Raw genomic sequence first — 12,990 nt, 5'->3', positions numbered from 1 at the left:
TTGATCACTTTATCTGTAAAATGCGTTGATGCCGAGAGCTTAATCTCTTAGAAGAACCTGCACTTCTTGATATGTGACCTGAGGCACTCTAAATTTACAGGGTTATGAATACCATGCTGAGCTCATCCCTTCCTGATTCTGCTTTGTTAAAGCTTTGGCCTTACGAAGAAGCTCGAAAATTAAGCGAGCGTGTTAAGGACAGGGATCCTCAAAAGCCTGTTTTGCTTGAAACCGGCTATGGGCCTTCTGGCCTGCCACATATTGGCACTTTTGGCGAAGTTGCCCGTACGACCTGGGTGCGTCAGGCATTTGAAGCAATGACAGGGCGTAAGACGCGTCTTCTGGCATTTTCAGATGATATGGATGCTTTGAGGAAAGTGCCGACAAATGTTCCTCAGCAGGAGATGCTCCATCAGCATCTGGGGCTTCCACTTTCACGTGTGCCTGATCCTTTTGGCACTCATGAGAGCTTTGCGGCTCATAATAATGCGCTTTTATGTGAATTTCTCGATGAGTTCGGGTTCGATTACGAATTTGCATCCGCCACTAAATATTATACGAGCGGCGTTTTTGATGAAGCTTTGAAGCGCGTTCTTGAAGTGCATGATAAAATTATTGCCGTTATTGCACCGACCCTGGGAGCCGAGAGACGGGCGACCTATTCTCCCGTTCTGCCCATTCATCCTGAAACAGGCCGGGTTATGCAGGTGCCTATTCTGGAGGTGAACCCGGAAGCTGGAACGGTGATCTGGGCAGATGAATCCGGTAAGCGTTTTGAGACCTCCGTCTATGGCGGGCAGGCTAAAATGCAGTGGAAAGCTGACTGGGCCATGCGCTGGTATGCGCTCGGGGTCGATTATGAAATGTCTGGCAAGGACTTGATCGATAGTGTCAAGCTGTCCTCGAAAATCTGCCGTCTCTTAGGCAAAGAGCCGCCCGTGACTCTGACATATGAATTGTTCCTGGATGCTCAGGGGCAGAAAATCAGCAAGTCCAAAGGAAACGGTTTGTCTGTGGAAGAATGGCTGCGTTATGGGACGACTGAAAGTCTGGCGCAATATATGTTCCAGCAGCCAAGCCGCGCCAAACGGCTTTATTTTGATGTTATCCCCCGTGCAACAGATGATTATCTGACGTTTGTTCAGAAAGCGGAAGGGCAGGAAGGGGCTGACTTATATAATAATCCGGTCTGGTTTCTGCATAATGGAGAGATCCGCACGCAGGATACAAGCCCGATCTCTTTTACCGCTTTGTTGAATCTGGCAAGTGTTGCCAATGCCCACGAGGCAGAGACGCTCTGGAAATTTCTGCGTCGTTACGATGCGACATTATCGCCAGAGACCCATCCTTATCTGGATCGTCTGGTGACGCACGCCCTGGCCTATTTCGATGAGCGTGTCCGCCCGACAAAAATATTCCGTAACCCGACCGAGCAGGAAAGGGTGGCATTGGCAGATCTGGCTCAGGCCCTGTCTGATTTACCTCCTGATTCAACGCCGGATGCCGTTCAGAATGTCGTGTTTGAGATTGGTAAACGATATTTTGACAAGTCCGAGTTGCGGTCATGGTTTGGCTGTCTTTATGAGGTCCTGCTCGGACAGAGCGAGGGACCACGTTTTGGGATTTTTGCAGCGTTATTCGGATTGTCAGACACGGTTTCCTTAATTAAGGAAGCTCTTGATCGCCCTGTGGATATAGACTAGAAGACAAAATTCACGAGTACAATCTTGGGTTTTATGACCAGACAAGGGCACTCATTGCCTCACGAGGCCGAAGTAACGAAAAAGGCAGATAAGGGACACATCTCTTTTAAATATCTGCCTCCTCTTATAGGGATCGTTTTGCTGGTTGCCGCTGTCATAGTGATCTGGCGGCAATTCAGACATTTTTCTCTACATAATATTCTTGCAAGTTTAGCCGCTCTTCCAGCGTCCGCCTTATGGTTGGGGGCAGGCGCGACAGTGCTTTCCTATGGAATTCTGACTTTTTATGACGGACTTGCATGCTGTCATGTAAAAGCTGGTCTCCCGTGGTGGAAAATTTCCTTCGTCTCTTTTTGTGCCTATGTTCTGGCTCATAATCTCGGCTGTGCTGCAATTTCCGGTACGGCGGTCCGTTACAGACTTTATCGTAACTGGGGAATAGCCGGAGGCAAGATAGCCTCTATTATCGCTTTTTGTTCACTAACCTATTTTCTCGGGATGATCGGGCTTGTAGGTCTTATTTTGCTTTGGCAGCCTGGAACAATACCGGTTTTGTCACATTATGGTTCCTGGTTTCCTCTTCTTCTGGGGAGTGGCTGTTTTCTTGTATTAGGATTGTACGTAATCGCGGCCTATAAAAAGAAAAGTCTTTCTTTCAGAGGCCATAAAATTGACGTCCCGGATTGGAAAATTGCCATTGGGCAAATTTTAGTCAGTATGGCTGATATGTCGGCAACAGCTTTGATTGCCTGGTGTCTTATAGGACCTTTGCCGGCTGAATCGACTCTGACTTTTGGCAGTTTTCTCGGGATTTATCTATTTTCCTATACGGCAGGGCTCTTGACCAATATTCCTGGTGGGTTGGGTGTTTTCGATGGGACAATGGTGGTAGCACTGTCTCCCTGGTTGCCTGTGTCACGTATTATGGCAATGGTCCTGATGTTCAGGGTTATGTATTATCTTATTCCGCTTTTACTTGCAGGCGGGGCCTTTGCTATCCATGAAATCTGTTTGAAAGCACAGTTTTTTCATAATAAGGCGTTTGCATTGGGGCGCCCACATCAGAAGTTACGTCAGTCAGAGACGTATTTTGTCGTAAAGGTAGCAGGAAGCGCACAAATATTTGTGGGATCTATTATCGTTGCCTATGCTGCAATAGTACCAGTGCGCTATTACGTTCCAGAAATTTATACATCCTTTACGCAATTGATAACGCTGGCTTTGGCCTTGTCAGGGGTGGCACTGATTGCCGTCTCATTCGGGCTTATGAAACGTATTGCCCTGGCATGGCGCCTTTCAGTCGGTCTCTTGTGTTGTACAGGGTGTCTGTTGGTGGCTCGTCACGCAGACTGGGAAATATACGGTATTACATTGTTGCTTCTTCTTATATTACTGCCATTTCGTAATAATTATTATAGAAGAGCCTCTATATTTACGGAGAAGTTATCCCCTTTATTATTGTTTTTTGTCGGAGTGTTCCTGTTTGGTCTCTGTGGGACGGTGTGGCTTACCTTAATAGAGGGGAGGCGGTTACCATGGCATATTCCATCTTCCTATAGTTTATATGATCTCAGAGATCATTGCTTCATGCTGGCTCTGGCTTTGGGGTGCTTCTTTACGTTCTGGTGGAGTTTGAGAAGGACATCTCTGCGTCCTCAGGATTGGACGCCTCTTCTTGAAACAGCCTATGACTGTCTGGATAAACAGAATAGATTTCGCAATTTTATCCGGAAGTATGCCCTGCGTCCCGACGGGCTCTTCTATGATGAAAGCGGGCAGGCAGCTCTTGCTTTTATCAGAAAGGGAGATTTTATCCTCGCCTTGGGAGAACCAGTGGGAAATCCGGTTAAAACAAAGGCAGCGATTTGGCGTTTGCGGGATTACGCTGTGCAGGAAAATTGTAACCTGGCATTTTTGCAGCTTGGTGAAAGATATAGAAAACTCTATGAGGCACTTGGTCTGTCGCGTTTTGACCTGGTGCCCGATGGAATGATTTTCTGTTCAGATGACAAATGTCAGCGTTTGAAACGTGAATTAAAGTCAGTCAGTTCTGTCCAGTTTTCCTGAACGGATTCAGCTGTTCGTTTGCTATTGAATGTATATTCCTCAAGTTTTCTGACCTGACCATAAGTCTTGTTGCCATGGTCTTCAATAAGAGCAATGCGATCAACGTCAAATGATGGAATTGGTAACAGGCTGTGCTGATTGATCCAGTTTTTAAGAAGCATCTCATGGCCTGGGGGCATAAAACCCAGCTCGATAAAGGTCGAAAGTTTCTTACGTGGTATTTCCAGTCCGGCTCTGTGCAGAGCAAAGTTTACTTTCTGGAAAAGAGATAACAAAGCGGGTGAGGACGTAACCGTAAGGCCAAGCCTGTATCCTTCGTTACAGCTTTGAAAAGCGACGTGCTTAAGGACGCAGGAAAAGGGCGACCATCGCAATCGCATGAGTTCATAGTCGATCTCTTCAAGCAGGGCCCGATCAGTACACAGCCCGATGTTTCTGAGGCGAAGGGACAGATTAACCCCGCTCAGCCATTGGCAATCCACTGTTTTGAGCAAGGAACTATAGGCAGCGAAGGAGGACGGAAGGGGAATTATTACCGATAAATGACTCATAGGTCATATGAGGTCTTTCCAGGGGGAAAGGTCAAGTCACAGCCTTGACATAATCTGAAAAAAACCCACATCGTCATAGGTAAGGTTTCTCTGGCTGATTTTCAGGGACATATTTAGCAGGTAAGGAATTCTATGGCATTTCAGTACGATTATAACGCCGCCAATAGTCAGCAAAATGTTGCTGCTATGGATGCAGGACTGCGGAGTTATATGCTCAGAGTCTATAACTGGATGGCAATCGCTCTGGTTGTGACTGGTGGCGTAGCGCTGGCTGTCGTTAATACGTCGTTGCGTGGTCTGTTTTTCCACCTTGCTCCAACGCAGACAGGGGGAACAATGCTGGTTCCTACTCTGTTGGGTTATGCTGCTATTTTTGCGCCTTTAGTGTTTGTCATGGTCTTGTCTTTCGGCGTGAACCGGCTGTCGCGTTCATCAGCACAGCTGATCTTTCTGGCTTTCAGCGCGGTTATGGGAGTCAGCATGGCTTCCCTGTTTTTCGCTTTTACCGGGACGTCGATTGCACGCACCTTCTTTATCACAGCGTCTCTTTATGCAGGTGTCTCATTATGGGGATACGTAACTAAAAGATCACTGGTCGGTTTTGGTGCGTTTCTTTTTATCGGAATGATCGGCCTTCTGATTGCGATGGTCGTTAATATGTTCCTTCACAGCAGCATGATGGATTTGCTGGTTTCATGTGCGGGAGTGCTTATTTTCACGGGTTTCACGGCCTATGACACCCAGCGCATCAAATTGTCCTATCAGCAGCAATATGCGTATGTAGGGCCTGATATGTTGGCGAAAAACAGCATTTATGATGCGCTTTCAATGTATCTGAACTTCGTCAATCTCTTCCAGTTTCTGCTCCAGTTTCTGGGCGTCAGGAACGATAACAGAGGGTGATGGTCCTAAATAGGGTTGTCAATTTCTTGGGAGACGTATGAGGCAGGGTGTTACTCTGCCTCTTTTTGTATGGATCCGCTTATATCAGGACTATTATCGTGACTATTAAAAAATTTTAATCCAAGTTTACTTTTACGTGAAATGAGATAAAATGCGCGTTAGACCAATGTTTTCTTTTGCGAAAACCGGTGGGTGATCCCCGTTGGTATTCTGGATTTTCCTTGTAAACGGTAGGATGCAAGTGAAGGTCATAAGGGAACGGTCGGGAATCCTTCCCGATGAGTTGGTATAAACGTAGAGGCGGGAGGTCTCGCTTCTACCGTCAGGACAGGAACGGAGGAAGGTAAAAAATGACGACGTTCTTATGCGCTAGGGCAGTCCTGACAGTGTCAAATTGTTATCTGATCACTCCAGGTCAGAACGACAGATAAAGGCAGGATCCATGAAAAGACTCTGGCGATTTTTCCCGGCGTTGCCTGCATTGATGCTTTCTGGGTGTACGGTTGATCTTCTTCAGCCACGCGGCCCCATTGGGGAAGGTAACCGCGACATGATGCTCCTCGAATGGGCCGTCATGATGTGTGTTGTCGTCCCAGTCATCATCGCAACATTGGTATTTGCTTGGAAATATCGGGCATCAAACAAAAAGGCCGAATATTGGCCGGATTGGGATAACTCTCACAAGATCGAAACTTTTGTGTGGGCTATTCCTATTGCAATTATTTTCGTATTGAGCTGCATCAGTTTCTGGAGCACTCATTTCTATGACCCTTATAAGCCAATGACACAGGATCAGCTTGTCAAAGAGCAGGCTGAGAACAACAAACCGCTTCGTATCCAGGTTGTTGCGCTTGATTGGAAATGGCTGTTTATTTATCCGGATCTGGGTATTGCAACGGTTAACGAGCTGGACGTCCCTACAAAGACAGAACTCAGCTTCGTTATTACATCCGACGCAGCTATGACCTCTTTCTTCATTCCACAGCTTGGATCTCAGATTTATGCGATGGCAGGGATGGAGACACAGTTGCATCTTCTGGCACGTGATGCGGGCACATATCGTGGCGAAGCCGCCCAATATACAGGCCCTGGCTTCTCTGATCAGAAATTCCTGACCATTGCCATGCAGCCTGAGCAGTTCCAGTCCTGGGTTGAAAATGTGAAGAACGGCGGAAGCAGCTTCGCATCCAGTGAGCCGCTTAATGTCCAGACATATGCAAAAGTATCTGCGCCACAGGCTAAAGCGCCTGTAACGTATTTTGCTGATGCACAGTCAGACCTCTTTGATCGTATTATTGCTAAATATAACAATGGTATGGTGAAAGATCCGGCTAATGGCAAGATCATGAGCATGCAGTCTATTTCTGACAATGCTTCTTCTAATGACACCGGCATGTAAGGAAACACCGAAAGATGCTCGGAAAATTAACCTTATCTGACATCCCGTTTGATGTACCCATTCTTGTGGGGACATTTATCGCGGTGGCAGTCATAGGGATTGCTGTATTAGCGGCAATTACCTATTTCGGTAAATGGGGATATCTGTGGCGCGAGTGGTTGACAACAGTCGATCATAAAAAGCTTGGCGTTATGTATATTGTGTTGGCAATTGTCATGCTTGTGCGTGGTCTGGCCGATGCGATCATGATGCGTACACAACAGGCACTCGCCTTTAACGGTAACCCTGGTTATCTTCCTCCTCACCACTATGACCAGATCTATTCCGCTCATGGCACCATCATGATTTTCTTCATGGCCATGGCATTCATGACAGGTCTGTTCAACTTTGTGGTTCCTCTCCAGATTGGTGCGCGTGACGTTGCCTTTCCGTTCCTGAACTCTGTGAGCTTCTATATGACATTAGCTGGCGCTGTGCTGGTTAATATCTCATTGTTCATTGGTGAGTTTGCGAACGTTGGCTGGCTTGCTTATCCACCAGTTTCAGAGCTGGCTTTCAACCCTGGTGTTGGTATTGATTACTATATCTGGGCTGTTCAGATCTCTGGTGTCGGAACGCTGTTGACTGGTGTGAACTTCTTCACAACGATCGTTAAGTTGCGTGCCCCTGGCATGAAATGGATGGAGCTTCCTGTTTTCACATGGACAGCTTTCTATGCCATTATCATGATCCTGATCACCTTCCCGGTGCTGACGGTTACTCTGGCTCTGCTTTCACTTGATCGTTACCTTGGAATGCACTTCTTCACCAATGATGGTGGCGGAAGCGTCATGCTCTATATCAACCTGATCTGGACATGGGGACATCCTGAGGTTTACATTCTCGTTCTGCCTGCTTTCGGTGTCTTCTCCGAGATTGCATCTGTCTTCTCTGGTAAGCCTCTTTTTGGTTACAAAACGATGGTTTATGCCAGTGGCGCGATCTGCTTCCTTGGCTGTGTTGTGTGGGTTCACCACTTCTTCACAATGGGTGCCGGTGCAGACGTCAATACCTTCTTTGGTATTGCTACAATGCTTATTGCGATCCCGACAGGTGTTAAGATCTTTAACTGGCTCTTCACCATGTATAAAGGTCGCGTACGTTTCGTAGGTCCGATGAACTGGATCGTGGGCTTCATGATCACCTTCTCAATTGGTGGTATGACCGGTGTTATGCTGGCTATGCCAACAGCTGACTGGGTTCTTCATAACTCACTCTTCCTGGTGGCTCACTTCCATAATACGATTATCGGTGGTGTGTATTTCGGTTACGTCGCAGGTCTGGTCTACTGGTTCCCGAAAGTTTTTGGCTACAAGCTGAATGAGTTCTTCGGAAAATGGGCATTCCGTTGCTGGTTTGTCGGCTATTATGTCACATTCGTTCCGCTGTATATTGCGGGGCTTGAAGGCATGACACGTCGTCTGAACCACTATGACAACCCGAACTGGTATCCTTTGATGCTGGTCTCCTGTGTTGGTGCTTTCATTATCATCCTGGGTACACTTTGCATTGTCGCACAGCTGGTTCTGGCTGTTGTTGACGCTGTAAAAGGTAAACATGATGCTGACGATCTTACCGGCGATAACTGGGGTTCCGGTCGTACTCTTGAATGGTCACTTCCTTCACCAGTACCGCATTACAACTTTGCCCGTATCCCTGTTGTCAGAGGTCTTGATACATTCCATATCGAGAAAAAGCTGGGCCGTCCGGCACCTGTGACACCGCTTGAGCCAATCCATATGCCACGATATACTGGCGTTGGTGCGATTATCGGTCTGTTCACCATTATTATGGGTTTTGCTCTGGTTTGGCATATCTGGTGGATGGTAGGGCTTGGATTCCTCGGAATCGCGCTCTCTGTCATCGTTCGCAGTGCTGATCTGGACACAGATTATTACGTTCCTGTTTCAGAGATCCAGGCTAACGAAGATGCTTTTGCACAGCGGCTTGCCGCAGCGCATGCGGCAGAATAAGGAGGAGATGAATCACTATGTCTACTGACACGACTCACTCATCCGTAGCTGGCCACGAAGAGCACGTAGACCATAACGAAGTTAAGGTTTTCGGGTTCTGGATCTACCTGATGACGGACTGTGTGTTGTTTGGTACGCTTTTCACGGTTTTTGCTGTGATGTGCCATCAATATGCAGGTGGTCCAACAGGGAAGCAGCTTTTCGACATTAAAAATGTCGGGATTGAAACGGCTATCCTTCTGGTGTCTTCCATCACTTACGGATTTGCGATGATCAATGCCTTCGCACAGCGCAAATCCGCAGTTCTGACCTGGTTGCTCGTTACGTTCATCCTCGGACTTTCCTTCGTCGTTCTCGAAGTGAAGGAATTCTCCGAGCTGATTGGTGAAGGGCATGGACCAGATCGTTCTGCATTCCTTTCCTCGTTCTTTACGTTGGTTGGGACGCATGGTCTTCACGTTACGTTTGGTCTGATCTGGATGATCGTTCTGTTCTTCCAGATTATGGGTAAACAGGGACTTGGAGAGCGGATGATCGGCAAGCTTACGTGCCTGAGCCTTTTCTGGCACTTTCTTGACATCGTCTGGATCTGCGTCTTTACCTTCGTTTATCTAGGGAGTGTGATGTAATGAGCCAGAATCATGCAACATCTGCAGCTGGTGAGAGCCACGGCTCTTACGGTTCCTACATCATCGGCTTTATATTAGCAGTTATTCTGACAGTTGCCTCTTTTGCTGTTGTTATCAGCAAAGCATTGAGCTTCTGGTCAACACTGGTAGTTATAAGCGTCCTGGCAGCGATTCAGATTGTCGTTCATATGGTGTTTTTCCTTCATATGAATACAAGCTCCAAGCAGCGTTGGGTCCTGATGACATTTCTCATTACGGCTTTCTCCGTATTGGTTATCCTCGCAGGCTCACTCTTCGTGTTGTGGGATACACAGATGCATATGATGTCTCGTTAAGAGATATCCTCAGCATTCTGAGTAATGAAAAGGACCGGCAGGATTTTCTGCCGGTCTTTTTTTGTCATTAAGGTGAGCCGGATAGGCTGAATTACATAAAAAAAGCCCTGACCTTACGAAAGGCCAGGGCTTTTAAAGTTCGAACTAAAGAATTTTAATCTTTATTAGGTTCTTCAGACAAATATTGGGCTTTATCGGGCTTGCCGTTCCATTCTTCAGCATCCGCAGGCTGAGTGCCCTTCTGGCTCATATTGGGCCACACTTTTGACAGTCTGGCATTGATTTCCATCCAGGGGCCAGATCTTTCATCACTATCAGGGAAAATAGCTTCTGCGGGGCATTCCGGCTCACACACACCGCAATCAATACATTCATCAGGATTGATGACCAGGAAATTTTCGCCCGCATAGAAGCAGTCAACCGGACAAACCTCTACACAATCCATGAATTTGCATTTGATGCAGTTTTCTGTGACCACATAGGTCATTGCCGTCTCCAGTTCTTATGATGGCCTTAAAATAAGCCTGAAATCAGAATTTTCCAGAATGGTATGCGAAAATCAGGGGTATTATGCAAGCATAAAACGCTTATTCGAGAATTTCACTGTAAAGGAGTGCCGCTTCAGGAGCAGGCCCTCGTCGTGTTCCTAATTTTTCAATCCGCCATACTTTAACAATAGCGGGGCGCCCCGGCAAAGGAAAAGTCAGAACATCCCCTATCCGTAATTTTGTATGGGCTTTGGAGATGCGCCTTTTGTTTAAGTACATCTGTTCTTTTTCAATAGCATTTGCACAAATCTGACGGCTTTTGGCAAACCGGGCATAAAAGAGCCATAAATCCAGACGTTGTGAATCCATAGTGGGCCCTTATTTCCTGAAATGAAGCTGTTTGAGAATATCAAATGGAGAATCAGCTATGCCCTTGGCGTTGTCTATCTTTTTTCTATCCTTTCTCTTCCGGCCAGTGCTGGGTTTTGTTTTTTTCAAAATCAGGGGCGCTGGAGGGCCATAAATATTTTCAGGCAGATCTTGAGGGAGCTGATAAGCGATATTCAGCTCTTTAAGAATGTCTGTCACTAAAGGCTTTTTGACGCCCAATAAAGCGCCAAGATTGGCAGGGGCTGGCGCAGAGTCCAGCTTTTTCCAGTTACGATTAATAAGCTTGAGTATTTTTTCCAGCTGAATCACTGAAAGGATTGCAGAGCGGAGTTTAACCATTCCTGGCTCAAGCTGTAATTTTTCAGAATGGTCTTTATGCCACAGAGCATGAAGGATAATGAAGAGTGGTGTCAGGGGTCTTTTAAAAAGTGGAAAGCAATAAATATAGCGCTCACCCACAACAATCTTCTTTTGATAGAGACTGTTTCGTTGAGCTGACGTGAGATGACGGTCTTCTTTCTGCTTAAGCGTCATTCCGCCATCTTCATATAAACGGTGAAGAATACCTCTCAGTAGGGGATCATTCTGTGTGGATATCTGCGCCGCATGAAGTGGTTCCAACATTATATCAATCAGTGCTGAGACGGACTGTTGAAGATGTTTCAAAACATTATGACGTTGGGTCTTATCCTGAAACTCACCTGGTAGAAGCGCTATTTCAGGTTCGAAATAACTTTTACCGGTTTTTAAATGTGCTATTGGAACGTGATCCCAGCTTATGATTCCATGGCTGGAAAATGATAAATCTGAAACCGGACGATTCATAAAATCGCGAATTAACGCAGGCATTTCAGAGTGAAGAGCCTGTCGTGCCGTTTTAAGCAGGAGGCTTTTCTCTGCATTATTTGTGGTTTCGTCCAGTTTAATCGTAAAGCCTTTAATCTGGCCGATATCATGTCCTTCAATAAGGATATGTTTGTCTTTGGTAATGTTGTAAAAAAGGCTTCCCTTATGGTCTGAGAAATTCTGTTTAAGAAGTGTGACAGCACGTTTATTGACAAAACGCGCTATTAAACGTTCATGCAAAGCGTCAGAAAGCTTGTTTTCAACATCACTGCTTTGCTCCTGCCAATAACGATTTCGAGGTAACCAGTTCTGGTGGGCAGCGATATAGGAACAGATACGCACGCTTTGCAGACGTTGCATAAGTGTATCAATATTGGCGTCACTTTGATTAAGAGCCCGTAATTGTCCTTCAATCCAGTGAGTGGGAATCCTGCCTTCTTTGGCGAGATATAAAAAGAGCTTCCCGCAGAGTTGTGCATGACTGTCATCTCCTAATTTCCGGAAATCGGGAATTTGGCAGACCTCCCATAAAAGCCTGGTGGTTTTGGGAGTGAAAACACTATGTTTCATAAGGTCGGATGTTGTCAGATACTCCAGTACAGCGAGGTCAGAAGCTTCCCGGCCTCGGATCAGTTCAGGCTGGGGAGGGGGAGTCTGTAACGATTTCAGAAGTGAATGAGGATTTGTGAAATCCAGAAAATTTTCCCGCCAGTAAATTTGTTTTAAAGGCGCGAAATTATGTGTTTCAATGGCTGTAATGGTTTCAGGAGTAAGAGCAGGGCTGGTGGTGAGCGTGCCAAATGTGCCGTCTCTCATCCCTCTGCCAGCTCTACCGGCAATCTGGGCGATTTCTTGTAAGCTCAGGGAACGGTGGGTCCTGCCGTCAAACTTTCTAAGCGACGAAAGGGCGACATGGTCGACATCCATATTTAAACCCATACCGATCGCATCTGTCGCGACCAGATAATCAACTTCACCTTTCTGATAAAGTTCAATCTGGGCATTGCGCGTGCGTGGACTGAGGCGCCCCATAATCAGAGCGCAGCCACCTCTTTTCTGCCGTATGGATTCAGCCAGCGCATAGACTTCCGAGGCGGAAAAGGCGACGATGGCTGTTCTGGCTGGAAGACGGTTCAGTGGAACAGGGGGCGTGTAGGTCAGTTTTGATAAACGGGAACGCGTTTCAATGACAATTTCGGGGAGAAGTTTTTTCAGAAGAGGCCGGATCAGCTCAGCTCCAAGGAAAAGAGTTTCTTCTGTTCCCCTGGCATGAAAAAGGCGATCGGTAAAAATATGGCCTCTATCAGGATCGCCAGCAAGCTGGATTTCGTCAACCGCAATGAATTTGACCCTCCGGTCAAGGGGCATGGATTCAACGGTGCAGGAAAACCATTTTGCTTTGGGAGGAAGGATCTTTTCTTCCCCCGTAATCAATCCGACAGCCTCCTCGCCTTTCAGTTGAACGAGCCGTTCGTAATTTTCCCGGGCCAGCAGGCGAAGTGGAAAGCCGATAATGCCGCTTTCATATCCCAGCATCCGGGAGAGGGCATAATGTGTTTTTCCTGTATTGGTTGGTCCCAGGACGGCATGGAGGTAACCGGATGAACTTAATGTCATGTGCATCCATGCCTTATAATGCGTAGGGTGAAATGAACAAATCAGAACAA

Annotated in this window: 11 protein-coding genes; 7 read left to right on the top strand and 4 right to left on the bottom strand. The window is 46.7% G+C overall.

Annotated elements, in window-relative coordinates; translation table 11 throughout:
• The first annotated feature begins 113 nt into the window (after window positions 1-113).
• Window positions 114-1,703: a lysine--tRNA ligase gene (locus tag ACSYSY_RS05615; RefSeq protein WP_491706605.1), complete on the top strand. Its 1,590-nt coding sequence runs from the start codon at window positions 114-116 to the stop codon at window positions 1,701-1,703.
• A 33-nt stretch (window positions 1,704-1,736) separates the two neighbouring features.
• Complete coding sequence (locus ACSYSY_RS05610) at window positions 1,737-3,770, top strand: lysylphosphatidylglycerol synthase domain-containing protein (RefSeq protein ID WP_491706604.1); 2,034 nt, start codon at window positions 1,737-1,739, stop codon at window positions 3,768-3,770.
• On the opposite strand, the gene ACSYSY_RS05605 is transcribed toward ACSYSY_RS05610, so the two are convergent.
• Window positions 3,719-4,321: a 2'-5' RNA ligase family protein gene (locus tag ACSYSY_RS05605; protein ID WP_491706603.1), complete on the bottom strand. Its 603-nt coding sequence runs from the start codon at window positions 4,319-4,321 to the stop codon at window positions 3,719-3,721. The two genes, ACSYSY_RS05610 and ACSYSY_RS05605, sit on opposite strands and share 52 nt — an antisense overlap.
• A gap of 132 nt (window positions 4,322-4,453) precedes the next feature.
• Here ACSYSY_RS05605 and ACSYSY_RS05600 point away from each other — a divergent pair, with 132 nt between their 5' ends.
• The 5 genes from ACSYSY_RS05600 to cyoD all read left to right on the top strand — a co-directional run bounded on the left by ACSYSY_RS05600 (window position 4,454) and on the right by cyoD (window position 9,599).
• Window positions 4,454-5,224, top strand: coding sequence for a Bax inhibitor-1/YccA family protein (locus ACSYSY_RS05600; protein ID WP_491706602.1), 771 nt, complete (start codon window positions 4,454-4,456; stop codon window positions 5,222-5,224).
• 442 nt (window positions 5,225-5,666) lie between these two features.
• On the top strand, window positions 5,667-6,623 hold the full coding sequence (gene cyoA / locus ACSYSY_RS05595) for a ubiquinol oxidase subunit II (protein WP_491706601.1): 957 nt from the start codon (window positions 5,667-5,669) through the stop codon (window positions 6,621-6,623).
• A gap of 14 nt (window positions 6,624-6,637) precedes the next feature.
• Window positions 6,638-8,635: a cytochrome o ubiquinol oxidase subunit I gene (gene cyoB, locus ACSYSY_RS05590; RefSeq protein ID WP_491706600.1), complete on the top strand. Its 1,998-nt coding sequence runs from the start codon at window positions 6,638-6,640 to the stop codon at window positions 8,633-8,635.
• Window positions 8,636-8,652: 17 nt separating this feature from the next.
• Complete coding sequence (gene cyoC, locus ACSYSY_RS05585; protein WP_491706599.1) at window positions 8,653-9,264, top strand: cytochrome o ubiquinol oxidase subunit III; 612 nt, start codon at window positions 8,653-8,655, stop codon at window positions 9,262-9,264.
• Window positions 9,264-9,599: a cytochrome o ubiquinol oxidase subunit IV gene (gene cyoD, locus ACSYSY_RS05580; RefSeq protein WP_491706598.1), complete on the top strand. Its 336-nt coding sequence runs from the start codon at window positions 9,264-9,266 to the stop codon at window positions 9,597-9,599. The genes cyoC and cyoD overlap by 1 nt, the downstream gene beginning before the upstream one ends.
• A 154-nt stretch (window positions 9,600-9,753) precedes the next feature.
• Here cyoD and fdxA read toward each other — a convergent pair whose 3' ends face one another.
• The 3 genes from fdxA to ACSYSY_RS05565 form a co-directional block, all read right to left on the bottom strand.
• On the bottom strand, window positions 9,754-10,086 hold the full coding sequence (fdxA, locus tag ACSYSY_RS05575; protein WP_491706597.1) for a ferredoxin FdxA: 333 nt from the start codon (window positions 10,084-10,086) through the stop codon (window positions 9,754-9,756).
• 100 nt (window positions 10,087-10,186) lie between these two features.
• Complete coding sequence (locus tag ACSYSY_RS05570) at window positions 10,187-10,456, bottom strand: RNA-binding S4 domain-containing protein (protein ID WP_491706596.1); 270 nt, start codon at window positions 10,454-10,456, stop codon at window positions 10,187-10,189.
• Window positions 10,457-10,465: 9 nt separating this feature from the next.
• Window positions 10,466-12,940 (bottom strand): helicase-related protein, encoded by a 2,475-nt coding sequence (locus ACSYSY_RS05565; protein WP_491706595.1) that lies wholly within the window; start codon window positions 12,938-12,940, stop codon window positions 10,466-10,468.
• Window positions 12,941-12,990 lie beyond the last annotated feature (50 nt).

The organism is Aristophania sp. ESL1100 (assembly GCF_058511235.1).
This window is presented reverse-complemented; position numbering and strand designations above follow the sequence as displayed.

Coding starts and splice junctions, on each gene's coding strand:
- ACSYSY_RS05615 (WP_491706605.1), top strand. CDS start 114: ATGCTGAGCTCATCCCTTCCTGATTCTGCTTTGTTAAAGCTTTGGCCT.
- ACSYSY_RS05610 (WP_491706604.1), top strand. CDS start 1,737: ATGACCAGACAAGGGCACTCATTGCCTCACGAGGCCGAAGTAACGAAA.
- ACSYSY_RS05605 (WP_491706603.1), bottom strand. CDS start 4,321: ATGAGTCATTTATCGGTAATAATTCCCCTTCCGTCCTCCTTCGCTGCC.
- ACSYSY_RS05600 (WP_491706602.1), top strand. CDS start 4,454: ATGGCATTTCAGTACGATTATAACGCCGCCAATAGTCAGCAAAATGTT.
- cyoA (WP_491706601.1), top strand. CDS start 5,667: ATGAAAAGACTCTGGCGATTTTTCCCGGCGTTGCCTGCATTGATGCTT.
- cyoB (WP_491706600.1), top strand. CDS start 6,638: ATGCTCGGAAAATTAACCTTATCTGACATCCCGTTTGATGTACCCATT.
- cyoC (WP_491706599.1), top strand. CDS start 8,653: ATGTCTACTGACACGACTCACTCATCCGTAGCTGGCCACGAAGAGCAC.
- cyoD (WP_491706598.1), top strand. CDS start 9,264: ATGAGCCAGAATCATGCAACATCTGCAGCTGGTGAGAGCCACGGCTCT.
- fdxA (WP_491706597.1), bottom strand. CDS start 10,086: ATGACCTATGTGGTCACAGAAAACTGCATCAAATGCAAATTCATGGAT.
- ACSYSY_RS05570 (WP_491706596.1), bottom strand. CDS start 10,456: ATGGATTCACAACGTCTGGATTTATGGCTCTTTTATGCCCGGTTTGCC.
- ACSYSY_RS05565 (WP_491706595.1), bottom strand. CDS start 12,940: ATGACATTAAGTTCATCCGGTTACCTCCATGCCGTCCTGGGACCAACC.